The sequence below is a fragment of the Bacteroides faecis genome (assembly GCF_020091505.1).
Taxonomy (GTDB): domain Bacteria; phylum Bacteroidota; class Bacteroidia; order Bacteroidales; family Bacteroidaceae; genus Bacteroides; species Bacteroides faecis.
This window is the reverse complement of the sequence record NZ_CP081916.1, coordinates 236,797-261,921: the sequence shown is the minus strand read 5'-3', so window position 1 is coordinate 261,921 and position 25,125 is coordinate 236,797. Positions and strand designations below refer to the sequence as shown.

21 protein-coding genes, 1 pseudogene and 1 riboswitch are annotated in these 25,125 nt (G+C 40.2%); of the genes and pseudogenes, 11 read left to right on the top strand and 11 right to left on the bottom strand.

Going from position 1 to position 25,125, the window contains the following annotated elements; translation table 11 throughout:
• Position 1: 1 nt before the first annotated feature.
• Complete coding sequence (locus K6V30_RS01565; RefSeq protein WP_016268789.1) at positions 2 to 1,321, bottom strand: NHL domain-containing protein; 1,320 nt, start codon at positions 1,319 to 1,321, stop codon at positions 2 to 4.
• 361 nt (positions 1,322 to 1,682) lie between these two features.
• On the opposite strand from K6V30_RS01565, the gene K6V30_RS01560 reads away from it, so the two are divergent.
• The gene (locus tag K6V30_RS01560) at positions 1,683 to 5,816 is read left to right on the top strand and encodes a hybrid sensor histidine kinase/response regulator transcription factor (protein ID WP_055270468.1); all 4,134 of its coding nucleotides are present in this window, start codon (positions 1,683 to 1,685) and stop codon (positions 5,814 to 5,816) included.
• Between the two features lie 53 nt (positions 5,817 to 5,869).
• On the opposite strand, the gene K6V30_RS01555 is transcribed toward K6V30_RS01560, so the two are convergent.
• The gene (locus K6V30_RS01555; RefSeq protein ID WP_055270466.1) at positions 5,870 to 8,107 is read right to left on the bottom strand and encodes a TonB-dependent receptor; all 2,238 of its coding nucleotides are present in this window, start codon (positions 8,105 to 8,107) and stop codon (positions 5,870 to 5,872) included.
• A riboswitch (TPP riboswitch) is annotated at positions 8,108 to 8,204 on the bottom strand.
• A 131-nt stretch (positions 8,205 to 8,335) separates the two neighbouring features.
• On the opposite strand from K6V30_RS01555, the gene K6V30_RS01550 reads away from it, so the two are divergent.
• Positions 8,336 to 9,247 carry a mechanosensitive ion channel family protein gene (locus tag K6V30_RS01550; protein WP_022301675.1) on the top strand — a complete coding sequence of 304 codons (912 nt, stop codon included), beginning with the start codon at positions 8,336 to 8,338 and terminating at the stop codon, positions 9,245 to 9,247.
• 97 nt (positions 9,248 to 9,344) lie between these two features.
• Here the strand turns inward: K6V30_RS01550 and K6V30_RS01545 are convergent, their stop codons facing one another.
• On the bottom strand, positions 9,345 to 9,584 hold the full coding sequence (locus K6V30_RS01545; RefSeq protein ID WP_008763772.1) for a hypothetical protein: 240 nt from the start codon (positions 9,582 to 9,584) through the stop codon (positions 9,345 to 9,347).
• A gap of 60 nt (positions 9,585 to 9,644) precedes the next feature.
• On the bottom strand, positions 9,645 to 10,931 hold the full coding sequence (locus K6V30_RS01540) for an O-acetylhomoserine aminocarboxypropyltransferase/cysteine synthase family protein (protein ID WP_055270464.1): 1,287 nt from the start codon (positions 10,929 to 10,931) through the stop codon (positions 9,645 to 9,647).
• A gap of 178 nt (positions 10,932 to 11,109) precedes the next feature.
• Between K6V30_RS01540 and K6V30_RS01535 the strand changes: the two genes are divergently transcribed.
• The gene (locus K6V30_RS01535) at positions 11,110 to 11,580 is read left to right on the top strand and encodes an Lrp/AsnC family transcriptional regulator (RefSeq protein ID WP_010535401.1); all 471 of its coding nucleotides are present in this window, start codon (positions 11,110 to 11,112) and stop codon (positions 11,578 to 11,580) included.
• Here the strand turns inward: K6V30_RS01535 and K6V30_RS01530 are convergent.
• Complete coding sequence (locus tag K6V30_RS01530) at positions 11,577 to 12,434, bottom strand: 23S rRNA (adenine(2030)-N(6))-methyltransferase RlmJ (RefSeq protein ID WP_055270462.1); 858 nt, start codon at positions 12,432 to 12,434, stop codon at positions 11,577 to 11,579. The genes K6V30_RS01535 and K6V30_RS01530 overlap by 4 nt on opposite strands.
• 77 nt (positions 12,435 to 12,511) lie before the next feature.
• On the bottom strand, positions 12,512 to 13,084 hold the full coding sequence (locus K6V30_RS01525; RefSeq protein WP_070751572.1) for a Crp/Fnr family transcriptional regulator: 573 nt from the start codon (positions 13,082 to 13,084) through the stop codon (positions 12,512 to 12,514).
• Between the two features lie 260 nt (positions 13,085 to 13,344).
• On the opposite strand from K6V30_RS01525, the gene K6V30_RS01520 reads away from it, so the two are divergent.
• The 4 genes from K6V30_RS01520 to K6V30_RS01505 all read left to right on the top strand — a co-directional run bounded on the left by K6V30_RS01520 (position 13,345) and on the right by K6V30_RS01505 (position 17,233).
• Positions 13,345 to 13,968 (top strand): CatB-related O-acetyltransferase, encoded by a 624-nt coding sequence (locus tag K6V30_RS01520; protein ID WP_010535398.1) that lies wholly within the window; start codon positions 13,345 to 13,347, stop codon positions 13,966 to 13,968.
• Positions 13,969 to 14,143: 175 nt separating this feature from the next.
• A complete protein-coding gene (locus K6V30_RS01515) occupies positions 14,144 to 15,517 on the top strand; it encodes an MATE family efflux transporter (RefSeq protein ID WP_055270460.1) in 1,374 nt (457 codons plus the stop codon).
• Positions 15,518 to 15,818: 301 nt separating this feature from the next.
• The gene (locus tag K6V30_RS01510) at positions 15,819 to 16,775 is read left to right on the top strand and encodes a bifunctional helix-turn-helix transcriptional regulator/GNAT family N-acetyltransferase (RefSeq protein ID WP_055270458.1); all 957 of its coding nucleotides are present in this window, start codon (positions 15,819 to 15,821) and stop codon (positions 16,773 to 16,775) included.
• The gene (locus K6V30_RS01505) at positions 16,772 to 17,233 is read left to right on the top strand and encodes a DUF3795 domain-containing protein (protein WP_010535396.1); all 462 of its coding nucleotides are present in this window, start codon (positions 16,772 to 16,774) and stop codon (positions 17,231 to 17,233) included. Before K6V30_RS01510 ends, K6V30_RS01505 begins: the two co-directional genes overlap by 4 nt.
• Positions 17,234 to 17,255: 22 nt before the next feature.
• Here the strand turns inward: K6V30_RS01505 and K6V30_RS01500 are convergent, their stop codons facing one another.
• Together K6V30_RS01500 and K6V30_RS01495 are read right to left on the bottom strand one after the other, a co-directional pair.
• Positions 17,256 to 17,459, bottom strand: a complete 204-nt coding sequence (locus tag K6V30_RS01500) for a hypothetical protein (RefSeq protein WP_029425004.1) — start codon at positions 17,457 to 17,459, stop codon at positions 17,256 to 17,258.
• Positions 17,460 to 17,536: 77 nt separating this feature from the next.
• The gene (locus K6V30_RS01495; protein WP_055270456.1) at positions 17,537 to 17,965 is read right to left on the bottom strand and encodes a DUF3788 domain-containing protein; all 429 of its coding nucleotides are present in this window, start codon (positions 17,963 to 17,965) and stop codon (positions 17,537 to 17,539) included.
• Positions 17,966 to 18,112: 147 nt separating this feature from the next.
• Here K6V30_RS01495 and K6V30_RS01490 point away from each other — a divergent pair, with 147 nt between their 5' ends.
• The gene (locus tag K6V30_RS01490; protein ID WP_010535393.1) at positions 18,113 to 20,068 is read left to right on the top strand and encodes a DUF3857 domain-containing protein; all 1,956 of its coding nucleotides are present in this window, start codon (positions 18,113 to 18,115) and stop codon (positions 20,066 to 20,068) included.
• Positions 20,069 to 20,074: 6 nt separating this feature from the next.
• Positions 20,075 to 21,637: a DUF3858 domain-containing protein gene (locus tag K6V30_RS01485; protein WP_010535392.1), complete on the top strand. Its 1,563-nt coding sequence runs from the start codon at positions 20,075 to 20,077 to the stop codon at positions 21,635 to 21,637.
• A 181-nt stretch (positions 21,638 to 21,818) separates the two neighbouring features.
• Here the strand turns inward: K6V30_RS01485 and K6V30_RS01480 are convergent.
• Positions 21,819 to 22,101 (bottom strand): annotated as a pseudogene (locus K6V30_RS01480) (AraC family transcriptional regulator); the annotation flags it as partial.
• A gap of 122 nt (positions 22,102 to 22,223) precedes the next feature.
• Between K6V30_RS01480 and K6V30_RS01475 the strand changes: the two are divergent.
• Positions 22,224 to 22,847 carry a hypothetical protein gene (locus tag K6V30_RS01475; protein WP_010535390.1) on the top strand — a complete coding sequence of 208 codons (624 nt, stop codon included), beginning with the start codon at positions 22,224 to 22,226 and terminating at the stop codon, positions 22,845 to 22,847.
• A 20-nt stretch (positions 22,848 to 22,867) separates the two neighbouring features.
• Here K6V30_RS01475 and K6V30_RS01470 read toward each other — a convergent pair whose 3' ends face one another.
• Together K6V30_RS01470 and K6V30_RS01465 are read right to left on the bottom strand one after the other, a co-directional pair.
• Positions 22,868 to 23,269, bottom strand: coding sequence for a GNAT family N-acetyltransferase (locus K6V30_RS01470; protein WP_010535389.1), 402 nt, complete (start codon positions 23,267 to 23,269; stop codon positions 22,868 to 22,870).
• Positions 23,270 to 23,281: 12 nt separating this feature from the next.
• The gene (locus tag K6V30_RS01465; RefSeq protein ID WP_010535388.1) at positions 23,282 to 24,157 is read right to left on the bottom strand and encodes a helix-turn-helix domain-containing protein; all 876 of its coding nucleotides are present in this window, start codon (positions 24,155 to 24,157) and stop codon (positions 23,282 to 23,284) included.
• Between the two features lie 231 nt (positions 24,158 to 24,388).
• Here K6V30_RS01465 and K6V30_RS01460 point away from each other — a divergent pair, with 231 nt between their 5' ends.
• Positions 24,389 to 24,694, top strand: coding sequence for a hypothetical protein (locus tag K6V30_RS01460; protein WP_010535387.1), 306 nt, complete (start codon positions 24,389 to 24,391; stop codon positions 24,692 to 24,694).
• Positions 24,695 to 25,125: the final 431 nt, after the last annotated feature.

Genomic DNA, 25,125 nt, shown 5'->3' with positions numbered 1-25,125 from the left:
ATTATTCAATAGCAAGTTTTCTGATGCAGTGGTTGTTTTGATCTGCAATGTAAAGAAATTCATTTTTGTCCAAATATACACCCCAAGGCTGATCGAATTGGGCTTCCAAAGGATCCCCGTCTTTGTATCCTTTCCCGCTACCTGCTATCGTGGTCACGATATTTAACTTGGTGTCAACTTTACGAATCCGATGGTTATTAACATCCGCTATATATAAATTGCCTTCTTTATCAATAGCAATTCCACGCGGCTCATTGAATTGTGCTTCTTGTACATCTCCGTCCCGGAAGCCTGCGCCTGCACCGGGAATATATTCTTCAATGTCTCCGTCTAGAGCTGGCCAACCGTCCGTATCGCGTGTGAGCTTAAAGCGATAAACTGCACTCTTACTATGCAACACACAATAAACATACTTATCAACCGGATTGTAAGCACATAAACCATTGGAGCCTACATTATAGAGTGTACCGATTCGTTTTGCTTTGTTGGGATTTAAGGTTCTTTTATTCTTATCAAAAGGTTGTGTCCACAATTGTCCTGTGTTTTGGCGGTATATCACAAAAGTAGAATCTACAGGGTCGAGAACAACACTATGCATCCATCCTCCGTTGGCTAAAAGCTGTCCCATTTTATCAGCCACCCAGCTCACATTAGCATCGAATAAGAAACAACCGAAGTTGGCATTATCGCATGGACCAAATAGTTGTTTCTTTTCTTTATCGATAAATAAAGGTTGGTCGATTACCATGCCATCCAGTAAAGTGATGGTTTTATTTTGTTCGATGGATGATAAACGCGTTCTTCCATCAGAGTCGAATATGAATACATTGTCATCATTGTCTACAGCTACATACCTTGGAGTATTGAATGTGGTCTCGCCGAGAGTTCCGTCTTTATTGCCACCTTCTTTGGCTTTTCCTACTACTGTAGATACGGAAGAAGTTACAATATATTTGAATGTTTTTTCAGCATTGCTGAGTTCAGCTTCTTTTCCGGCAATCTCCACCCGTACATGGCTTTCTCCTCCGGCTTGCTTGGGCACTTGGGCATAAATAACATCAGGCTTGACACCTAAAACCAATGCCTCCCGTTCATTACCTACTTCATCCTTGAAGTAAACTTTCACTTGGCTTTTGTCTTCTCCGAAATTGGAACCTTTAACAATGAATTTGGTTCGTATGCCACCGGAATCGGGCATAAACTCTGTAAACTTGACTGGTTGATTAGGATCGAAAGCTGTGCTTTTCTTGTCTTCATTACAACCTACTATTAGTAGCAGGAAGCCGAAAACCATCCAGATTAGATTAAATGATTTACGCATGTTTTTCTATAAGATTTTATTAGTTTGAAAAAAGGTCTTTTTAGGCTTTCTATTTAAATAAGGTTTAATAGATTCTAATTGATTTCAATTTGACTTAAGGGCTTTTGGCTTTTTCTCTCATGTGATTAATTGTTTTAAATATTACAGATTCAAAGGTGTAAATGGCTATATATAATTGTGAAGCACACTTTCCGTTCGGTTTTCAGGATACAAACTTAGGGGATTTCAAGGAATCAGGAGCATATGCTTTTATTCATCCATGTATATCTTTTCATTCAAAATTGCTTTTTTTATCATTTGCTTCGCCTTTCTGTTATAATATTGATTATTTTTGTGACACTTAAACTAATATGAATATATAATGAAGCGAACCGTTCGATATACCGTCCTTGTTTTGATTGCTATTATAAATTCTTTAGTTATTACTACTTCTCTCTATGCTGTTCTGCCTTATAATGAACTTCATCAGTTGAATATGAGTAATGGCTTGGTAGATAACATCATTACTTGTATCTATCAAGATCAAGATCGTTTTATGTGGTTTGGATCCAGTAATGGGCTGAGTCGATATGACGGGAAGCAGATTCGCAATTTTAGTGTAGACAATGCGAGGATGTATGTTTCCGATATAAAAGAGACTTCTGATGATAAATTGTGGGTAATAGCTAATGAGTATTTATATTGTTTTGATCGACGGAAAGAGAAATTTGTTCTTCCGTCTTTTCAGGATGGAAAAAAGGCCATTTCTGTAAGTGCTATGGAAATAACGGGGGATTCACTTTTTTGGATAGTAAAAGGCGGACAATTGCAATGCTTGAAACGACATTATAAATTAGTGAAAGGTGACTTACAAATAGAGATGACCGTCGAAGCAGGCTATCCGTTTTTTTTAGATGAGGGGGAATCTTTTTCGAATTTATGTGCTTCACAAGACGGGCATTTCTTGTATTTGGTTACCGATAAGGGAAATTTGTTGTTCTTTGATAAGATTGCAGGTAAAGTGGTCCGGAAGTTCAAATACTCTATTAATCCTAGTGCTAATGCTACTACTATCATGAGTGAAGGGGAATATATTTGGGTTTCTTCTATAGTGGGTGGAGTAACTCGTCTGCATATTCCCACGGGAAAATCTGATTATTATCAGTATAATGAGGATGCCAGGTTGTCTTCTTTATCACATTCAGATGCGTATGGGGTGGTTGCGTTGGATAATGATTCTTACATTGCAGTAACCTGGAATGGATATACTCTGTTAGCTCCTGAAGAAAATGATCCTTCTAAGTTGTCGGCAACGCCTTATACGAATACCTCATTTTTGCAGTACCGGAATGTAGAGACAAGAATGATTTCTGTTTATTATGATAAAGAGGGAATACTATGGATCGGAACTAGAGGAGGAGGGATTGTCTATTTTGATTTTAGACAGCATTCTTATATGCAATATCACAGCAAAAAACATAATGAAATCTCTGCTCAGGTAGCTGACAAAGATGGTCGAATTTGGTTGGGCACTTACCATGAAGGAATTATGCGTAGTGACCAGCCTTATGCTAAATCGCGACCGCTGAACTTTTCTCCTGTGGGCAATCAAAAGGAAGTCCCGGTGTTTTGTGCAATCAAAGATTCATGTTCTAATTTATGGTTTGGAAATGCTTCCGGAAACTTGATTTGTTATGACTGGAGTTCCGATTCTTTCCATATATATCCGCTCAATCATTTAGGGAAAAAGGTAAACTCCTATATAGTGGCCTTAATGATTGACTCCCGTTATCGGTTTTGGGTATGCACTTCTGCCGGATTGTACTTATTTGATCATCAGACAGGTCATTTTGAATTATTCTCATTGCGTGAAGCCTTGAAAGAAGATGCAGAGCCATGGGTCACTGCTATTTGTGAAGATAAACAGCGGAATATCTGGATAGGGACAGCAAAAGGTATTGTACGATTATCACAGGTAAATGTTCGTCCATTAAAGATGGTTCATGGATATGAAGAAAAAGAAAATATAGGAGCTCGTGTAGTTAGTGCTTTACTGACTGGTACTGACGGAACTGTATATGTGGGTTATAAAAATGGATTTGGAATCATTCCTGTGGGCGAAGATAGGATAACGTCTTTTTATACAGTAAAAGATGGACTTTGTAATGATTGTATAGATTGTATAGCGGAAGATGAGAAGAATCGTATTTGGTTGGGGAGTATATCCGGTATCTCAAGATATAGCCGACAGCAACATGTCTTTTACAACTATTATATTTCTAGTAGCAATAAATCTGTGATGTTGTTTAAGAATACTTTATTTTGGGGAAATAATAAGAGTTTAACCTATTTTGAACCGGAAAAACTGACATCTGCCACCATTGCCAGCAAAACTCTTTTGACCGGATTGGAAGTAGATAATAAGCAAATCAATATAGGTGAGAAGATAAAAGGACAAGTTATTTTGAACTCTAATATTGCATCAGTTGATCATTTGGAATTGATCAATGCGAATCGGGATTTTTCTCTTCAATTTAATAATCTGGCTTTTTCGAAAGATTTGCAAAAATATAGTTATCGGTTATATCCATATCAGAAAGATTGGATTGTTTCTGAAGCAGGTAAGGTCTCGTTTACCAATTTATCTGCCGGTTATTATATTTTTGAAGTCAAAACATTATTTCCTAATAATACGGAAGGAGACATCACTGCATTGCCGATAACGATCCTTCCACATTGGAGTCAGACCTTCTGGTTTCGTTTGCTTTTGATTTTCTCGGTTCTATTTTTGATTGGTTATATTTTCTATAGTTTGTTGCGGCGACAGCGTCGTTTCAAAAAAATGATTCAGTTGAAGCATGAACTGACGATTGCTAATTTGGAGAGAAATGCAGAACGGCATATACGGGAAGAACGTGAGAACTTTTTTATGAATGCAGCTCATGAGCTAAGAACTCCTCTTACTTTGATACTTGCTCCTATACATGATATAATGAAGTCCATTACCCCATCGGATAATTGGTTTGATTCATTTAGCAGATTGCACAAGAATTGTCTTTCTCTACAGACATTGGTTGATCGTCTGCTATATGTACAGAAGATAGAGGGAGGCATGATAAAACTTTATCTGTCAGAATCGGATATAAAGGAGATTGTTAGGCGGGTGGCTAATCCTTTCCTGCAAATGGCTATGGTCAAGAAGCGAGAATTTTTAGTCCGGGTCGATACAGTACCTATGCATTTATGGGTGGATGTGGCGAAAATAGAATCAGCTGTTCAAAATTTGCTGTCAAATGCTTTTAAATATACTTCTCAGAATGGACGTATTGAACTGGCTGTGTCAGAGGCGGAAATTGACGGACGACCTTATTGCCTTGTTACAGTGTCTGATAATGGGGTGGGGATACCTGATGATTTGCAACAGTACGTGTTTGGTTCGTTTGTAACAGGAAAACGTGTCCCGCAATACTCCACATCAATAGGTCTTGGATTACATATTGTAAAGCATACGATGGGGTTGCATCATGGATTTGTAACGTTAACCAGTCGTGTTGGAGAAGGAAGCCGGTTCGTTCTGCACATTCCGGTGGGACTTTCTCATTTTGTCCCAGGAGAATATGAAATGGTACCTGATCCGGCGAAGGGAGATTTGTTGGAAGAGTATACGACAGAAGAACGTCCGATGGAAGAAGTAATAGAAGAAAAGAATGAGACTATGGAGGAGACCGTTAACAGAGTGAAAAATAATAAGGAATTTTTGTTGATCATAGAGGACCACGATGAGATGAGAGAATATTTATGCAGTCTATTTAAAGAAGATTATAATGTTATTGAGGCTGGAAATGGAGAAGAGGGGGTGGCTATGGCTGATAAATATATACCTAAATTAATCATTTCTGATATAATGATGCCGGTTAAGGATGGGTTTGAATGTAGTCGGGAGATTCGTGAAAATAAGCGGACTTTTCATATACCGGTTATCTTTTTAACAGCTAAAGCAGAGGATGCTGACCGGTTGAAAAGTTTACGAATTGGGGTAGATGACTATATAATGAAACCTTTTAATCCGGAGTTATTGAAAGAGAAGGTGAAAGCATTGATAGAACAGCGTGATCTGCTAAGAAAACTTTATGCGAAAACTCTAATGATGGATGAAGATGTACTGGAGTCTTCAGAAGATGTTCACGATGTTTTTATGCCTAAAATGCTTCAGATTATAGAAGAGAATTTGTCAAACCGGAATTTTACAATAAAAGTTCTGACAGATAAATTGAATATGAGCCAACCGACCCTTTATCGCAAGGTTAAACAGAAAACAGGTTTGTCGATTATAGAAGTGATTCATGGAGTACGGATGAGTAAAGCTGCATCTATTATCATGAGCAGGCGATATAGCAGTCTGACAGAAGTTGCGGAAATGGTAGGATATGATTCGATGATTTCCTTCCGTAAGCAGTTCGTTGCACAGTTTGGGGTGCTTCCTTCCAAATATATGGAAGAGAAAATGAGGAAATAAGAAGCCGCGTTCCATGTTGGCGGCTTCTGTACTATCTGTTTGAATTGTTATTGTTAAAAACGGAAAGACACATGTCCCATAACGTTTGTTCCCGCCTGAGCAGCATATCCGGCAGAATCTATTCTATGATTCACGTCCTTATCGTATGAACTGGATGCCCAGCCGTTATTCTCATATTCTTCGTTGAAGAGATTATAGACGGTCACACCCAAAGTGATTTCTTTCGCTACCTTGCGGGGCTTGAATGTATAAGCCAGATTCAGGTTGCTTACAAAATACTTATCCAGTGTCAATGCTTCTACTTCGGCGTTTGTCATGTATTGCTTACCGACAAACTGAGATTGAAGAGAGGCTTCGAATCCCTGATACGTAAAAGCGAAACGGTTGTTTAGCAGGAAATCTGGTGAAAAAGCGATTCGGGTACTTTTATGAGAAACGCTTGCGACATCCAATAAGTTCCAGTCATCATCGTATATGGGAATGTTTTCTACAAAATTTTTGATACGGTTTTTGCTCCATGTGGCATTGATATCCCACTGGAACCATTTGCACGGCTTGATGCCTAACATGAGTTCGATTCCCATCCGGTAACTGTCCGGAACGTTTTCAGTCAGAGCTTCACCGATATCATTTAGTGCACCGGTGAGGACAAGCTGGTCGGTATAATCCATGTAGTAAAAATTGGCACCTGCTGTCAGCCAATGAGTGGCAAAGGTATATCCGGCTTCGTAGTCGAGCAGCTTTTCGGCTTTCGGGTAGCTGTCCGGATTGCCATCGGTATAGTTGTTTCTTGTCGGTTCTTTTTGGGCAACGGAGAAAGAGGCATAGATGCGATGGTTGGAGTTGATATTCCAGTTCAGTCCGACTTTCGGGTTGAAGAAGTCGAATTTCTTGTCTATGGCGAGTGGTCGCAACGTGTTTTTATTCCAGTCGTATTTGTCATTTGCCCCGTCGATGGTGTAGTCTATATGCCGGTATTGGAGATCGGCATAGGCACTTAGGCCTTTGGTCAGGTCGTAAGTTGCTTTCAGGTAGATGTTGCCATCGGTTTTCTTCGATTGGTTACGATAGTATTCGTGTTCGGGAGATAATGCGCCGATGTAGTTCTTCACCCAGGTCACTCTTCCAAAGTTGCTGCCCCGGTACTGATTCAAGCCTCCGCCCAAGGAAGCTGTCAGCCGGTGGTTGGTATAATTGAGGGAGAATACACCTCCGCCAAACTTATTGTCCATTTTCTTTTGGCGGACCAGATCGCTTTTCGAAACTTCTTTTCCATCCATTGTAAATGGTTTCAGCCCGTATGTTACCAGATAGCTACTGTCTTTGTACTCTTCATAGTAGCCGTCTCCTTTGGTATAGTGCAAGGCTGCGTTCAGATTCCATGCGGTAGAGAAACTATGATTGAAAATAAGTTGATAGTTCTTTTGTAGATAATTATCTGTCTGGTCAGCATAATAATGTTTCTTTCCGTCGTCTCCTTTATACTCCCCACAGGAATTATAACGTCTTCCGAATTCCTGCATTTCCTCCTTGCTGGCGTAGTTCCACGCATGATAAGTCTTTTCTTTTCCGGCAAATGCGATGAGTTTGACAGATGTGTTTTCTGCAAAATATCCTCCTTGCAGATAGTACGAACTGAGATTGACTGAAGCACGGTCGATGTAACCGTCCGTACCGATATTGGAGAGGCGGGCATCGAATGTCCAGTGGTTGTTCAGCAGTCCGGTTCCCACTTTAACGGTTTCCTTGTGCGTGTTGAAAGAACCATAAGAACCGTTGAATTCTGCATACGGTTTCATAGATGCACCTTCGGTCTGCATATTGACACTGGCTCCGAATGCACCGGCTCCATTGGTCGATGTGCCTGCACCACGTTGTACCTGCATATCTTTTACAGAAGAAGAGAAGTCGGGCATATTTACCCAAAACAGGTTATGGCTCTCAGCGTCATTCATGGGGATACCATTGACGGTGATGTTGATACGTGTGCCATCCGTTCCGCGTACACGAAGTGTCGTATAACCGATTCCCGATCCCGCATCCGAGGTGGTGAGTGTGGAAGGAGTCATACTCAACAGGTAAGGGATATCCTGTCCGAAGTTCACCTTTTTAAGTTCGGCTTTGCCTATATTGGTAAATGCTACGGGAGTTTTTGCTGTAGCACGGGTGGATACTACCTGCACCTCTTGCAGGTTGATTACTTTCAGACTGTCTGATACTGCACTCGTTTGTGCATGGACAGGGAAGCCTGCGCCCAATAAGGCGACGGCCATCATCATATTTTTTTTCATCTTGCTTATTAATTGGTTCTCTACGCCGGCATTACCCGGTTCAGATTCTATGGGTATGTTCTCAGCCCGTCATGTTAAGGCACCCCTACTTTGTGAATCGGTGACAAAATTACAGCTTTTGCGGGAGGAAAGCAAAAAAAACTTTTAGATTTGCTAAAAACAATATAACTTTGTCGTTTGTTAAAATATAGCAAGATAGGGATTTATTCATTTTAATATATATCAATTATGCTACTATTATTTCAAGCGACAGCAACACAGCTTGCTGATTCAACGCAAATCGTCGCAGATAAATTAATGGAAGAGGCGATTGCCAATGCGGATGGACTGGACAAGCTTACTCTTATCACCCAACAATTGGTAGACTTCGGTATCCGTGCCGGAGAACGTATCCTGATTGCAGCCATTGTCTTCACTGTAGGACGTTTCCTGATATCAATGCTCAACAGATTTGTCGGACGTCTGATGGACAGAAGAAAAGTCGATGTAAGTATCAAGACTTTTGTGAAAAGCTTGGTAAACATCCTGTTGACTATTCTTTTAATCATTTCCGTAGTCGGAGCTTTGGGAGTTGAAACAACTTCGTTTGCTGCTTTGCTGGCTTCTGCCGGTGTGGCCGTAGGTATGGCATTGTCCGGAAATTTGCAGAACTTTGCCGGAGGACTGATCGTATTGCTCTTCAAGCCTTATAAGGTAGGAGACTGGATTGAAAGTCAGGGAGTTTCCGGAACCGTGAAGGAAATACAGATATTCCATACGATTTTGACTACCGGAGACAATAAAGTGATCTATATACCAAACGGCGCAATGAGCAGTGGAGTCGTAACAAACTACAATACACAGACTACCCGCCGTGTAGAATGGATTGTCGGAGTCGATTACGGAGAAGATTATAATAAGGTACAGCAGATTGTCCGTGATATTTTGACGTCTGATAAGCGGATTCTGAGTGATCCGGCTCCGTTTATAGCTCTTCATGCGTTGGATGCCAGCAGTGTGAATGTGGTGGCACGAGTTTGGGTGAATACAGCAGATTATTGGGGAGTTTATTTTGATATAAACAAGACTATTTATGAAACCTTTAATGAAAAAGGTATCAACTTCCCGTTCCCGCAACTTACAGTGCACCAGGGCAATTGATTTCTATGCTATATATGCTAAAACGAGAGAGTTTCACTTGGGTGAGGCTCTCTCGTTTTATATGAACAGTTTGTCTGGTGTGATTGGAAAATTTCTTTTATTTTATGCCGAAGTCTTCAGCAAATTCATATCGGTCTTCTTTGATTCCCAGTACATGGTTGATCTTCCTCCTTTTTTCGAGGTCTTTAAAGTAGCTTTCTACGACCTGATAGAGATCAAAATTACTGGTTGATCCTGCGGCAAGATCAAGTGATTCCACCATTTTTTCTACTGCCTGGTGGATTTTTCCTGCGTCTATCAGATGCAGTTCGTTGCTGTGTATTAAATATTTTTCCATAACTGCAATGTTTTAATGTTATATTGTTATAACGTATCACGGTGATGGAAAGTTCAATCCTCAGATTTTGGCAAGTGCCTGATCCAGGTCAGCAATCAAATCATTGATATGTTCTGTCCCGATGGACAAACGTACCGTTCCCGGATAAATTTCCTGTTCCGCAAGCTCCTGTGCATTGAGTTGCGAATGGGTAGTGCTTGCCGGATGGATAACCAGTGATTTTACGTCGGCTACATTAGCCAGTAATGAGAAAATTTCCAGACTGTCGATAAAACGGTGTGCCTCTTCTTGTCCGCCTTTTACTTCAAAAGTAAAGATTGAACCTGCGCCATTCGGGAAATAGCGTTGATAGAGCGCATGATCCGGATGATCGGGAAGTGAAGGATGGTTGACTTTCTTCACCTTTGGATGATTATTCAGGAAGTTCACAACTTTTAGTGCGTTTTCTACATGGCGCTCTACACGCAGTGAAAGTGTTTCCAGACCTTGCAGCAATATAAAAGCATTGAACGGACTGATAGTCGCTCCCGTATCACGTAGCAAAGTGGCGCGGATACGGGTGACGTAAGCGGCAGGACCGGCAGCATCTACAAAGCGTACTCCGTGATAACTTGGGTCGGGTTCTGTCAGTTGCGGGAATTTTCCGGAAGCTACCCAGTCGAATTTTCCGGAATCAACGATTACTCCTCCCAATGAACTGCCATGACCGCCAATGAATTTGGTTGCAGAATGCACGACGATGTCTGCACCATGTTCGATAGGACGAATTAAATAGGGAGTGCCGAATGTGTTATCTATGATCAACGGTATTTTATGGCTGTGAGCAATTGCGGACACGGCTTCTATATCGATAATATTGGAATTCGGATTTCCGAGTGTCTCGATAAATATGGCTTTTGTATTTTCCTGAATCGCTTTCTCAAAGTTGGAAAGGTCGCTCGGGTCAACGAACGTGGTAGTAATTCCATAGTTGGGTAACGTGTGTGCCAGCAAGTTATAACTTCCCCCGTAAATTGTCTTGGCAGCTACGATGTGGTCGCCTGCGCGAGTGATGTTTTCGAAAGCATAAGTAATTGCGGCGGCGCCGGAAGCAACCGCCAGCCCTGCTATCCCTCCTTCGAGGACAGCTACCCGTTCTTCAAAAACACCTTGGGTGGAGTTGGTCAGACGCCCATAGATATTACCCGGATCTTGCAGACCGAAACGTGCGGCTGCATGAGCCGAATTATGGAATACATAAGAAGTAGTCTGATAAATAGGTACTGCGCGTGCATCTGTTGTCGGATCTGCTTGTTCTTGTCCTACATGAACCTGTAATGTCTCAAAGTGTAAATTCTTTCTTTCCATAATCGTATGCTTTTTAAGTTTAATGTTCTCTCTTTATTTTCTTGCAAAGTTATGGAGCGTAGAAATATCGAACAATATATAACTGAAATATAGAAAATAATACTATTTTTGTATCGTTATGCAGAATAAGACGATTGTCTTATTCTTTAAAATCACCTGTTAGAAGAATATTTTTCTTATGGATACTTTTGAGAAATTGGATAAAGTGGATTTGCAGATACTTCGTACTTTGCAAGAGAATGCGCGATTGACGACTAAAGAGTTGGCTGCGCGGGTAAGTCTTTCATCAACTCCTGTTTTCGAACGACTCAAACGTCTTGAAAGCGGAGGATATATAAAGAAGTATATAGCTGTGCTGGATGCAGAGAAACTGAATCAGGGCTTTGTAGTCTTTTGCAGTGTCAAACTAAGGCGGCTAAACAGGGATATTGCGGCTGAGTTTACCCGGATCATACAGGATATTCCCGAGGTGACCGAATGCTATAATATATCGGGCAGCTATGATTACTTGCTGAAGATTCATGCTCCCAATATGAAATATTACCAAGAGTTCATCCTTAATATACTGGGGACTATCGATAGCTTGGGTTCACTGGAAAGCACATTTGTGATGGCGGAAGTGAAGCATCGGTATGGAATCCATATTTAGTTGAAGGGCTTATCTCTGTATAGGCTTCCATCCTTATCCTTGTATGTTGCGTTCTGGTAGAGACGAACCAGCATATCACTATAATCAAGAATAATCTTCTTTGATTGTTGCGATAAGTTTGTAGCCAGAATGCCGCTGCCTATAATACCGGGATTGTATAATACCGTATCTTGTCTGATAGATTTCATTATTAGCTCTACACAAGTATACTCTTTGATTCCTGCATCTTTTAGCCGGGTCATAATGTATGAATTCAGATAGCTTTTATCGTTTAGAGTCATGAAGCCATACCATAATAAGCACTTCATTCCCAATCGGGTAGCTTCTATTAATAGATCCAGATAAGTTAGTCCGGATGTTCCTTTCTTGTCAATCTCATAAGGGTCGATATGAACGAAAGTGTCTTTACGCAGCGAAGGCAGTAGGGCTATGACTCCTTCAAGGGAATCGGTGTGATACAGGTGGACAGAAGGAAGTAGATCTGCTCGTTCCGCAAACAGTGCTACATTATCCAGAGCACTCTTTTCGAGATCAAAGAATATAAATCTTTGTGCCTTCCTTCCTGCTATTTTCATGGCTAAAGCCGGAGAGCCTAAATAGCAGCCTCCCTGCATTTCTGTATATTCCAGCTGAAAGTAAGTGGAGTCTTTTAAATCTTGATTGTCGCCTTCTGCCACTTTTTCTAAGAAATGATAAATGCCATATTGCTGTTCCGGAGTTTGTTTCATCGGATAAATAGCACAGGCAGAATTTGTTTCTACATAGATTGATGAACTCTCTCTGCGAAGAACTTCGCAAAGTACCAGATGTTTCAGTACATCGGGTTGTTTGCCAAAATGAGTATAAGTTGCCATATCTTTGCCAATTTACTGTTTACGGTGGCAATATTAGGGCATATACGACAAGAAAACATTGACCAAAGTCAAGACTTTTATTTAAATAGCTGTTTTCTCCGTATTCTGCTCAATGTTTCAGAGGTGATTCCCAAAAACTGGGCTATTTCTTTCAGGGATAGATGTTTTTGCAAATCAGGACATCGCTTCATCAGAGCTTGATAACGCTGTTCGGGAGTATCGCAGTAAAAACCTAATAAACGCCGGTATATTTCTGCAAACATATTTTCTGCTATTTGTCTTCCCAGACGTTGAGTATCCATGTCTGTTTCCCAAAACTGGTTAAGTCTGTCTGAAGTGAGGAGATAAACTTCGCAGGCTGTAGATGCTTGTATGTTGACTGTAGAATTTGTCTTGCTCATCAAAGAAGGGTAATCGCAGACAAAGTCGTCTTTGAAACTATAGCCGACAATCCATTCATTGGCGTTTCCATCGATGTGTGACAGGCGGAAGATGCCGGATGAAACGAATCCTATCTGACTGTTCTTTTCATTCTGCCGGATCAGATAGTCGTTTTTTTTTAGCTTCTTGCAGATACCTTCTTCCAGAAATATCTTTTCCAGTTTTCCTGTATCTATAGTTGTATTATCTTTTACGTTGAATGGATTCATATATAATACTGTTAGCATATTTAGCAAATATACATGATAATTCTTAGAATGTCGTGCGGGATATGAAAATTATCCAGTACCTTTGTCAGGTGATATGAACCCTATTCTTTTAACGCAATGAAATGGCAACGTTGTAAATAGCTTCGCTTTATATGGACGATGAACAATGGTAAAGTCTGTTGTTCAGGTCTTTTGTGACTTAATAAGTCATATGGTATTTTATTATTTTATATTAAAAACGATATAAAGAAGCAATTACAATGAATACAAATATATATCCGCGAACTAATGATCTTCAGACTATCTATCTGAATGCCGTTATCGATAATCCTGATATAAAGGTAGGTGACTACACTATATACAATGATTTTGTGAATGATCCTGTCCAGTTTGAGAAGAACAACGTATTATATCATTATTCTATCAATGGAGACCGGTTGATAATAGGAAAATTCTGTTCGATAGCTTGCGGGGCTAAGTTTCTGTTTAATAGTGCCAATCATACTTTACGCTCTTTATCGAATTATCCGTTTCCTATATTTTTTGAGGAATGGCAGTTGGACAAGAGAAATATCACTTCAGCCTGGGATAATAAAGGTGATATCGTGATTGGAAATGATGTCTGGATTGGCTATGAAGCTGTTATTATGGCAGGAGTGCATATTGGCGACGGAGCGATTATTGCGTCACGGGCAGTTGTCACTAAAGATGTTCCTCCTTATACAATAGTGGGCGGAACGCCTGCGAAGAAAATCCGGATGCGTTTTGATGAAGATACGATCGCACAGCTGCAGGAACTGAAATGGTGGGACTGGAATATTGATAAGATAGCTCAATATCTACCTCACATAATGAATGGAAATACGGAAGAACTTATGAAATAAATAATGTTGTTTGTATGGAATGTGAATCAGTGGTTGAATCTGATTCGCATTTCTATTATTTAGAATCATCTGTATTCCTCCTCTATTTTATTTCAGAGTCAATATATCTGTCACCTTTGTAAGATTAGCCTGTTTTTCTAGTAACTTTGTACCGGCTTTAGAAAAGAAATGTGGAATGATAAATAAATATGAAGAACGGCTGGGAACAGAACGTATGTTACCGCTTGTTTTTAAAATGGCTCTTCCGGCAGTAGCCGCACAGTTTGTCAATTTGCTTTATAGCATTGTCGACCGTATATACATCGGACATATTCCGGGAATTGGAACCGATGCGCTGGCCGGTGTAGGGGTGACTACTTCCCTTATTATACTGATTTCTTCCTTCTCGGCGATAGTCGGCGGTGGTGGTGCACCGCTGGCTGCTATGGCACTTGGGCAGGGAGACCGTTCACGGGCTGGGAAAATACTGGGAAATGGCTTCGTTTTGCTGATATTATTTACTCTATTAACATCTTTCATCGCATATACTTTTATGGAGCCTATTCTCCTTTTTACAGGAGCTTCTGAAAACACATTGGAATATGCGGTTGATTATCTTTCCATTTATCTGCTTGGAACGATATTTGTTGAGATATCCACAGGTTTGAACAGCTTTATCAATGCACAAGGGCGTCCTGCCATCGCTATGTACTCAGTCTTAATAGGAGCTTTACTGAATATCGCCCTTGATCCTATCTTCATCTTTTGGTTGGATATGGGGGTAAAAGGAGCGGCTTTGGCTACTGTATTTTCCCAAGCGTGCAGTGCGGCATGGGTATTGAGTTTTCTTTTCTCCCGACGTGCCTCTTTACCTCTGGAAAGACGCTATATCAGGCTGGACCGAAAGATTATACTTGCCATCTTTGCTTTAGGTGTATCTCCTTTTATTATGGCAAGCACAGAGAGCCTGGTCGGTTTTGTTCTGAATAGCAGTCTGAAAGGATTTGGAGATATTTATATCAGTGCTTTGACTGTTCTGCAAAGTGCGATGCAGTTTGCCAGCGTACCGCTCACTGGATTTGCGCAAGGTTTTGTACCGATTATAAGTTATAATTATGGTCATGGCGACAAACAGCGTGTGAAAGATTGTTTCCGTATTGTGATGATTACTATGTTCTCATTTAACCTGGTATTGATGCTTTTCATGATTCTGTTTCCTTCAGTTATCGCGTCTGCATTCACCAGCGATGAAAGACTGATTGATACAGTTCGTTGGACGATGCCTGTCTTTTTGGGCGGCATGACAATCTTTGGGTTACAACGTGCTTGTCAGAATATGTTTGTAGCGCTGGGACAGGCCAGAATTTCTATCTTTATTGCTTTATTGCGTAAGGTGATTTTGTTGATTCCGCTGGCATTGATATTACCGCATTTTATGGGAGTGACCGGAGTCTATGCAGCTGAGGCTATATCCGACGCAACAGCTGCCATTTGTTGTACGTTGTTGTTCTTTTGGCAATTTCCTAAAATTCTGGGAAGGATTCAGGAAGGTTCTCTACGTACGGCTTAGAAATTATTTGATTAATCTCTTATGGGTGAGAATGGCACCAGAGTGCAACATGATCTCATTAATCAATATATCTATAAGATTGTGAAGTAGATAAATGAGACCTGATAACAAAAAAGACTTGGAACTTGTTCATTTTCGGTTAAGTTAGGTATAATTCCGCATTCGTGGGATGTAAAAAAAGGATATTATCCAATAAATATGTAATCAGTTACGTATTTGTTGGATAATATTTGTTTGTATAGTCGAAAATATTTATATTTTCGTAATTAATTACGTATTTAATAACGCAAATAATAAAGACATGGACTTTTTTAATCAGACGGGGAAATTAGCTATAGGCAGCCGACTGCGTATGCTGACTGATAAGATCACAGTAGATGCAGCTGCAATCTACAAAATGTTTGGAGTAGACTTGAAACCCAAGTGGTTTCCTGTATTTTTTGTATTATCTCGTGGGGAGGCGAAAACGATTACCTCTATTGCGAGAGAAATAGGTCACTCTCATCCTTCAGTGAGTAATATAATAAAGGAAATGGTGGCTAAAGGATTGGTAAAAGAATCAAAAGACAAGTCGGACGGGAGAAGAAATGTAGTAATGTTATCTGCCAAAGGGAAGAAGATGTCGGATTCTTTTGCTGAGCAATGTGTGGATGTGACGACCGCTATTGAAGAGATAACCCGGCAGACCCGGAATGATCTTTGGAAAGCTATTGAAGAATGGGAAGAACTATTGTCAGATAAATCTCTGCTGCAACGGGTAAAAGAGGCGAAAATGGTGAGAGAGAATCAGGATATCAGAATTGTACCTTATGAACCATGCTATCAGCCGGCCTTCCGGGCTCTTAATGAAGAATGGATAACTGCCTATTTCCGAATGGAAAAAGCCGACTATAAGGCCTTGGATCATCCGCAGGAATACATTTTGGATAAAGGCGGAACTATTCTGGTGGCTCTTTATAAGAATGAGCCGGTCGGTGTATGTGCTTTGTGCAAGATGGATCATCCGCTTTATGATTATGAGTTGACCAAACTTGCTGTCAGTCCTGCAGTACAGGGAAAAGGTATCGGAGTACTGCTTTGTGAAGCTGTCGTGAATAAAGCCAAAGAGTTGGGTGGTAAAAGAATCTTTATAGAAAGCAATACACGGTTGAAACCTGCTATTCATATTTATCATAAACTGGGATTCAAGGAACTTTCCGAATATCACACGACTTATGAAAGGGGAGACATTCAAATGGAATTAATAATAGAAGAATGAAAAAGGCAGATAGCGAATTTATAAAGGGGCGTATTGCCCCTTGTGGTCTGCATTGTGGAAAATGCTTTGCTTTTGCAGACGGAGATATTTCTTATCATAGCAATGAACTTAAAAGGTCACTGGGCAACTTTGATGTATATGCACAGCGTTTTGTAGCTATGCTTGACGAACCTGTTTTTGCAAAGTATCCGGACTTTAAAGAGTTTCTGGATCATTTGTCCGTAGCGACTTGTCAAGGATGCAGGAAAGAAAAATGCAAGTTGTTCAAAACTTGTAATGTACGTGCATGCAGCGAAGAGAAACAAGTCGATTTTTGTTTCCAGTGCAGCCAGTTCCCCTGTGAAAATACAGGTTTCGACGAGCATTTATACAAAAGATTTGTAACCATCAACAGGCGAATGCAAGAGATTGGAGTGGAAAAGTATTACGAGGAGGTCAGAAATATACCCCGTTATTAGGTTGTCAATTCCTCCTCTTATTTCATTCCAGTTCTTGTGCATAAATATTGATGGCGCGCAGTGCCTTTGAAATTTCAGTCGGAGTAATGTTCTGACATCCTATTCTTAATACTTTCTCCCAGTCCTCCAAATCTACATTCCATTTGTAGATTTGAGGACATAGGGTGAAAAGAGTTGCGATATGTTTTATTTTTCTGGTATCAAAAATGTTGCAAGGGGGAATTATTTGTTTGGATAGGGCTTCTTGAAGGGGGCAATATGAGAAATTTATTTTGTGGGATATCGTGCTTTTCCTTAAGAAATCTATATATTTATTTTTCTGTTTGGCTTCCTTTTGATTAGTAGGAGTCGTTCCATATCATTGAATAGTTCTGTGTTTTTTAATTCAAACATGATCCATTTACCATCGTGAAAAGTGGTAGCTTCATCATATATCATCTCTACCTCGTTAGAAAACAGTTCTCGCTGCATTTCGAATTTGGCACGTTCATCTTTACCTAAGATAACCATAAATCCCAAAGTACGTTCTTTGGCATATAGTGCACAAAGAGTTTTACCGCCTTTACGGTATTTGTATTCATATGTCCACGCTTTGCCGCCACGATTCCAAAGTTGCTCCATTTCATAGCTTTGCTCAATGAGTTGGCAGAGCCGGTTCCATACATTATAAAGTTCTGTGCCTATCAGAGTCTCTATGTCTCTGGGAGTCGGTACTTGAAAAGTCTCTTTCATGCTATTACTGTTTTATATCAGATATGTAATGTGTCGCAAAGATCGGAAAATCTTTTAGTGAATCGTTGTCAGATATAGCTATCTTGTGCTGGGTAATCGATTATTTTATTTACATTTGTTTTTATAAATAAAAAGTGAGTGAAAAACATGAGAAAACAACTATTAGTGTCATTCCTTTGTTGCCTTCTTGCTTCGGCCACATCATTGGCTCAAAACTGGAAATCTTATGAAAAGATTGCGAAGGGAAAGACTTACGAAACTTCCGATTGCGTGACGCTGTTGGATAGCACGCTGGTGTCTGTCCAACCTACCGGGCAAGGCTCGTTTGCCGTATGTAAAGTAATTAAGGTACAGACTCCGAAAGGAGCAGTGGACAACCGGGTGATAAAATACGATTATGACCCTTTGACTGCTTATGCTGAGTTTAAACACGTAACCATCTATCGTGCCAATGGTAAGATAGATGAGCTTGATGTAAAAGGAACCTGTGATTATGCTGCTCCTGCCCGGGCTATTTATTGGGGAGCGAGACAAATCATGATCGAAGTGGGTGCTTTGCAGCCCGGTGATGTCGTGGACTACGAAATAGCTAAAAAAGGTTTTACTTATGCGTTGCTTACAGCCGGTGATGAAGACGAATCACGTTTTATTCCGCCTATGCGTGGGCAGTTTTATGATATTGTTCCCTTTTGGAGCAATACTCCTACTGTACGTAAAGTTTATGTAGTAAGTATTCCGATGGAGAAGGAACTTCAATTTCAGTTTTATCAGGGGGAGTGCACCTCATCTATGCGCTATGAAGACGGTTGCAAAAAATATAGTTTTGTGATGAATGATATGGTGCCTTTCGCTAAAGAACCGAACATGGTAGATCTTTTCGATGCGGCTCCCAAACTGATGATGTCTTCAACTCCACAATGGAAAGACAAATCGCTTTGGTTCAATAAAGTGAACGAAGATTATGGGAGCTTTGCCCCATTGCCCGAAGCGCAGAAGAAGGTGGATGAATTGGTAAAAGGTAAGAACACCGAAATGGAAAAGATTGCTGTACTGACTCATTGGGTGGCAGATAATATTCGCTATTCCGGTATTTCGATGGGAAAAGGAGAGGGTTTCACGCTCCATAATACGAAAATGAATTATACTGACCGTTGTGGAGTCTGCAAAGATATAGCAGGTACACTGATTTCATTTTTGCGTATGGCCGGTTTCGAGGCCTATCCGGCGATGACTATGGCAGGAAGTCGTGTAGAGAGTATTCCTGCCGATCATTTTAATCACTGTGTGGCTGTGGTAAAATTGAGTAATGGAACTTATATGCCCCTCGACCCTACGTGGGTTCCTTTCTGCCGCGAGTTGTGGAGTAGTGCCGAACAGCAGCAAAACTATCTACCGGGGGTACCCGAAGGTTCTGATTTGTGTATCACCCCGGTTTCATCTCCCGAAAACCATTATGTACGTATCAAAGCTGATAACCGTCTGGAGGCAGATGGTACACTGCGTGGTACTTTCACTCTTACAGCCGAAGGACAAAGTGACAGCAATATCCGCCGCATTTTTACTACCGGTTTTCAGAGCGAATGGAAAAGTACGATGGAGCGCCAACTGTTAACTATCTCTCCTAAAGCCAGATTGCTGAGCGTAGACTATGGAAAGAATCCCAAAGATTATCAGGCTGCACCTATTAAAATCACTTTTCGTTATGAGATACCCGACTATGCCTTGAAAGGGGAGGGAGAGATGTTCTTCCGTCCGATGGTGATGAATAACCTTTATAATCAGGTACGTTCTTATTTGCGTATCGACACTTCAGTAGAAAATCGCAAATATGGTTTCAAAGATGGTTGTTCCCGTTTGGTCGAGCTGGATGAAATGATTCAGCTTCCGGCGGGATACAAACTGGTGAATGCTGCCAAGAATGAAATGATGCAAGGAGTAGGAGCTGACTTTGAAGGTTCGCTGACACAGAAAGGGAATAAAGTGTTGCTCCACAATAGGCTGGCTTTGAAGAAACGTGTCTATGAGGCTTCCGATTGGGAAAGTTTCCGCAATGCTGTTAATGCCCACAAGGCGTATGGTGAATATTTGGTGATAAAAAAGTAGAGCAGAATGAAAAATACATATTATTATATAGTAACACTGGTGATGCTGATTCTGGCACTCCCAATGAAAGCGGCATCCGAAGCTGAATTTGGAAAACTGAGCAAGACTTATACGTTACACGCTGACGGTAGTCAGGAAATGCGTGTGCAAAAAGAGCTGACTTTATTTACCCATGCAGCGATGAACCGTGTGTATGGAGAGAGTTTTATTATTTACAATCCGGAATATCAGAAACTGGAGATACACGATTCTTATACTCGTCAGAAAGATGGTACTATTGTGAAGACTCCTGAAAATGCGTTTGTAGAGGTACTTCCTTCTGCGGCGGCAGATGCTCCGGCTTATAACAGTTTGAAAGAGATGGTAATTGTCCATACGGGGCTGGAGTTGGGAGCCACTATTTATCTGGATTACTCTGTTGTTACTCGTCCGGGATATTTGCCCGAACTGGATGTGTGTGAGCAGGTGGAAGAGCTTTCCCCAATCAGGGAATATGTATTTTCACTGTCAGTGCCCGAAAGCAAACCTCTGCATTATGAATGGTTGAATGGGAAAATTGCTCCGGTTGTAAAAACTGCGGATGGTATGAAAACGGTGACCTGGACATTGAAAAATGTGCAACCACGTCCTTATTCACTTGACGTATCTTTGCCCGCAGGCAATATACAGGCAGTTGTGGCATCAACTTATGCTTCAAAAGCTGATGCGTTGAAAGTGATAAAACAACAATTAGAAAATAATGGAAAAGATGTTTCCGAATTAGCACAGAAGTTGACTGCCGGTGCACAAACTACAGAACAAAAAAAGGATTTACTCACTGTTTATGTAGAAGGGTTAGGAAATTGCAGTCTGACATTATCACAAACCGGATACCGTTTGCGACCGGCTTTTGAGGTGATTCGTTCCGCATACGGAACTGAAGCGGAGAAAGCAGCTCTGTTGGCTGCCTTGCAGCAGGCGATAGGTATTCGTGCGGAGCTAAAAGCGGCTTTTCCTAAAACTGAAGATAAAGATGCAGCCGGGCTTGCTGCTCTTAGTGGATTGTTTGTGACCAATAATGGGGTTGCTGATATACAAGATTTTATTTCAGTTGTTGATCTGAATGCTCAACCGGTAGCTTTGAAGAAGGTTACTCATGTTATTTCACGGACTGATACATTACGGGTGAGTGATAAAACCGGAAAGATGCTGGCTGGTGGTTATCGGAAAATTGATTTGCCACAGGCTCGCGGTGGGTGGGCAAGTTACGATGGACGTATGACGGCTCTGAATACCACTCGTCCTGTTAATTTGCTTTTGCGGTATTTGCCTGATGAAACTTACACCTATATCGTAAAAATCGATGAAGGAATGAAATCAACGGTTATACCAACTAATAAAAAGATGGAAAATCCTGTCGGTAGCATGGAAGTTGCAGTGAAAAAGGCGGTGGATAAAATAGAGATCATCCGTACTTTGAAACTGAAAAAGCAATTGATAACTCCGGCTGACTATCCGGCATATTATTGCTTGATGGCGGAATGGATGGACATCAATGGCAATAGCCTGTTATTTCAAACTATAAAGTAAATCTGATAATTAGATCGTTCTGATTGTTATGCTATCCAAAACTTGTCGAAGGACTTTTCTTTTCTGATTAGAGGAGAAGAGCTCCTTCGATTTACCCGGTAAAGTAAATTATTCATTAAAGAAGTTTTATCGGAATGCAAATATCGACAATGTGCTTGTTCTCCGGATGAATCTAGTGCCTTAATTCTGTAACAATCTCACTTATCCGCATCTCGTTATGTAATAATCGATCTTCTACTAATTTTAGTTTATAATTTAAAATATCGACCTGGGTAATTTGCCGAAATGCCAAAATGCCTGCTGATAACTTTGGTCTTGATTTTATCAGGTTGGTAGATATTAGTTTGGATATATTGCAGAATATCCAATGCCTTTTCTTCTGAGTATTCGTCTACCTGTCTCGGCAAAAACATGGCAATGTTGCGTGCGACTACAATAATTATCGTATTAATCAACTGAATGATACTTATATGGAAAGATATAGTATAAATGGGTGTTTATTCATTAATTCAGCTTGCGATGATAGTATATTTTCCATATAACCTTTATCTTTGCACTGAATTAGAACAAACAGTCAATTAAAAATATGAAAACAGCAATATTAGCATTAGGAGTTTTGTGCATGATGGGAGGTTGTTCATCAAAGGCAACAAGTTCAAAAGGTGTCGTTTGTGATGCGACTATGAATACAGTAACGATTGTTACAAATAAAAATGATACACTTTCATTCAGTACGATGGATGCGAGTAAAGATGAGGTCAATGGTCTGCTTCTGAATGATACTCTGGAGGTATTCTATACAGGAAAATACACACCGGGAATGCAGGCTTCTAAGCTGGTTCAGTATCCGCAATCTCCGATAGTAGGAGGTGACCGTGATGAGCATGGTTGCATCGGCTCTGCCGGATATGTATGGTGTGAGGTGCAACAGGATTGTATTCGTTTGTTCGAAAAAGGAATCCGTACGGAAGCGGTTGATTGCAATGACGCTTCTGCTTTCATTGTTTTTAGCCCTGATTCTACACGAGTAGAGCTTTTCTTTTCTAATGATCAACCCAATGAAATTCTGGAAAGACGTGGCCTGCCATCAGGAGGTTATGCATGGAATGTGGAAGATGATGATACAAAGAATGTACGGTTCGTAGATGGCGTGTGGACGATCAGCCAGAGAAATAGGTTGATTTATAGCCAAAAATCAGAAATAAAATGATTGGCAGTAAATAATCGTTTTTATAAATGCCTGATTTGCATGGCCGCTCCTTCCTCTAATAACGAGAATCCATGTTTCTCGTAGAAAACAATATTTTTCTTTTCATCCGGCATGATGTTGAGGTAGAGGTAATCTCTGTATTTCTCCTTTACAATATCTAGGAGCTTTCCGGCAATACCATTCCCCTGATAATCGGGGTGTACTAATAAATAATGGAGAAATGCAACCATTTCTCCATCATCCAGTGCACGGATGAGGCCAACTAATTGGGTTCCATCCCATGCGGTTACTACTAATGACGAAGATTTTAATGCTTTAATTAGCCGTTCGGGATATTTCCCCGATAACCATTTTACAGACAAGAATAGTTCTTCTACCTCTTGTTCTGTGAAGTCTTTTGTCTCTTTGTATACTATATTCATAAGTTGTTTAATTTATTCTCTGAATTCTGCCGGTAAATATCCTGTCTGTCGTTTGAAGAATTTTACGAAATAAGATGGATCTTCAAATCCCAGATAGAAAGCGATTTCTTTGATCTTTAGACTGGAATGAAGCAGTTGACGTTTGGCTTCCAGTATCACTCGGTCATTGATAATCTTCAATGGTGTACTATGAGAACTTTCATAAACACAGTTAGTCAGAGTTTTAGTCGATACGTTTAGATAATTGGCATATTCTTTAACTGTGTGTATGTGTCGGTAGTGGTGCTCCAATGTTTGACGGAACTGAACAAAAGTACGATTGGACGAATTGTTGATACACAATGGGATGCCTGTTCCCCTTTGTCCGATACGCTGTATGTAGATCAGGAACATTTTTACTAAATACTTTAGATAGTCTTTATGGGCAAATGTATTTATATTCCGGCTTTCAGTCTCCATTTCTTCTGTAATATAAGCCAAACGTTGGATATTCTCCGGGGTTACATTATAATAAGGAACAGCATCGAAGGCATTGAAGACATTATATTTCAGGAATACATTTTCGCTGCTTCCTTCGTCTGAAAGAAAACTTTCATTGAAATGAATAATCACTCCTTCAGCTTCCTGATTATTGTCGAAATAATGTATCTGGCCGGGTGATATAAAGAACAACGTATTGTCGCTTACCGAATACTCCTTAAAATCAACATAGTGGACTCCTGTACCTTTCTGAAACCATATAATCTGGTAAAAGCCATGTATGTGCGGCTGCTTGGGATTGTCGCCGTTTTCAAAGAAAAAATCCGGCATTTTCATTAGCTCGAACTGAATACTGGCAGGTGTCTTTTCTTCCAAATGATAAAGAGGAAATGTTTCTGTCTTTTTCATTAGCGGATATGGTATTAGTAATACAATTGATGGATATAAGTTTGCTTGCAAAGATAAGTTGTTTTTATGTCAGGTCAATGGTAAAAAAGAGATATTTAATGGTAAATTAAGGAAGTGAGTTTGAAAGTATGAAATAGCCTTCTCAAATTTACCATTCATTTTCTTAAAACCCCATTGAATACCAATGCCGGTAGTTCTAACTTTGCAGTGTTAATTTAAAAACAAAAGATTATGGCAACAGAAAAAACTGTGGGAGCTTATTTGGAAATAACTCTTAAAGTAAATGAGAACGATCGTGCGGCTGCCGCAGCTGTGTACACAAAGTATCGTCAACCGTTTTTGGATACAATATCCGGTGCAGTCAGTAAGCAATTACTTGTAAGGGGGGAAGATGTGCAGGTACTTCATGGTTTTACTTCTACAACAGAGGCCGAAGGGTATTTAGTCTCTGATTTGTTTAATCAGGATGTAGTAGTTGAACTAAAGCCCTACTTTCAGGCAGCCCCTGAAGTGTACATTTACAATGTAGTTGGTTGAATTTAGCAAATCTCTCCCTTCCTCTTGAACCCGGCAAATAAATAGGGCGCTTAAGTGGAAGGGAGATTTGATGAGGAGAGAGACTCTATTGTAGTTGTAATGCTAAGAAATGTGATAAATTAGTAGTCGCAAAGCAAAAAAAAAGGACGAATGTAATCTTTAATATAAAATTTTGCTATATTTGTATAGCCGTTGAAAGGTGCGTTCATTGAGACTAAATATTGAAAAGCGTTCAGCTTTTTTACGTAGTAACGAAACTACCAATTTCTTTACCCTCGGGGTAAATATTACAACACGTAAAAATGGCTGAACGCCTACGCTTATTATACATATACTTTGCGTGGGCGTTCTTCTCATTTGTGTTGTAGGGATTGGTAGTTCCTGTTGCTACATTTGGGAAGAAAAGGCTCACGTTTTTTTATACCTATCCT

What these genes read in the sequence shown, in the direction of transcription:
- K6V30_RS01520 (WP_010535398.1), top strand. Translation starts at nt 13,345, where the DNA reads ATGAATACAAATATATATCCGCGAACTAATGATCTTCAGACTATCTAT.
- K6V30_RS01475 (WP_010535390.1), top strand. Translation starts at nt 22,224, where the DNA reads ATGAAAACAGCAATATTAGCATTAGGAGTTTTGTGCATGATGGGAGGT.
- K6V30_RS01515 (WP_055270460.1), top strand. Translation starts at nt 14,144, where the DNA reads ATGATAAATAAATATGAAGAACGGCTGGGAACAGAACGTATGTTACCG.
- K6V30_RS01460 (WP_010535387.1), top strand. Translation starts at nt 24,389, where the DNA reads ATGGCAACAGAAAAAACTGTGGGAGCTTATTTGGAAATAACTCTTAAA.
- K6V30_RS01505 (WP_010535396.1), top strand. Translation starts at nt 16,772, where the DNA reads ATGAAAAAGGCAGATAGCGAATTTATAAAGGGGCGTATTGCCCCTTGT.
- K6V30_RS01470 (WP_010535389.1), bottom strand. Translation starts at nt 23,269, where the DNA reads ATGAATATAGTATACAAAGAGACAAAAGACTTCACAGAACAAGAGGTA.
- K6V30_RS01535 (WP_010535401.1), top strand. Translation starts at nt 11,110, where the DNA reads ATGGATACTTTTGAGAAATTGGATAAAGTGGATTTGCAGATACTTCGT.
- K6V30_RS01555 (WP_055270466.1), bottom strand. Translation starts at nt 8,107, where the DNA reads ATGAAAAAAAATATGATGATGGCCGTCGCCTTATTGGGCGCAGGCTTC.
- K6V30_RS01540 (WP_055270464.1), bottom strand. Translation starts at nt 10,931, where the DNA reads ATGGAAAGAAAGAATTTACACTTTGAGACATTACAGGTTCATGTAGGA.
- K6V30_RS01565 (WP_016268789.1), bottom strand. Translation starts at nt 1,321, where the DNA reads ATGCGTAAATCATTTAATCTAATCTGGATGGTTTTCGGCTTCCTGCTA.
- K6V30_RS01485 (WP_010535392.1), top strand. Translation starts at nt 20,075, where the DNA reads ATGAAAAATACATATTATTATATAGTAACACTGGTGATGCTGATTCTG.
- K6V30_RS01490 (WP_010535393.1), top strand. Translation starts at nt 18,113, where the DNA reads ATGAGAAAACAACTATTAGTGTCATTCCTTTGTTGCCTTCTTGCTTCG.
- K6V30_RS01550 (WP_022301675.1), top strand. Translation starts at nt 8,336, where the DNA reads ATGCTACTATTATTTCAAGCGACAGCAACACAGCTTGCTGATTCAACG.
- K6V30_RS01525 (WP_070751572.1), bottom strand. Translation starts at nt 13,084, where the DNA reads ATGAATCCATTCAACGTAAAAGATAATACAACTATAGATACAGGAAAA.
- K6V30_RS01560 (WP_055270468.1), top strand. Translation starts at nt 1,683, where the DNA reads ATGAAGCGAACCGTTCGATATACCGTCCTTGTTTTGATTGCTATTATA.
- K6V30_RS01510 (WP_055270458.1), top strand. Translation starts at nt 15,819, where the DNA reads ATGGACTTTTTTAATCAGACGGGGAAATTAGCTATAGGCAGCCGACTG.
- K6V30_RS01545 (WP_008763772.1), bottom strand. Translation starts at nt 9,584, where the DNA reads ATGGAAAAATATTTAATACACAGCAACGAACTGCATCTGATAGACGCA.
- K6V30_RS01530 (WP_055270462.1), bottom strand. Translation starts at nt 12,434, where the DNA reads ATGGCAACTTATACTCATTTTGGCAAACAACCCGATGTACTGAAACAT.
- K6V30_RS01495 (WP_055270456.1), bottom strand. Translation starts at nt 17,965, where the DNA reads ATGAAAGAGACTTTTCAAGTACCGACTCCCAGAGACATAGAGACTCTG.
- K6V30_RS01465 (WP_010535388.1), bottom strand. Translation starts at nt 24,157, where the DNA reads ATGAAAAAGACAGAAACATTTCCTCTTTATCATTTGGAAGAAAAGACA.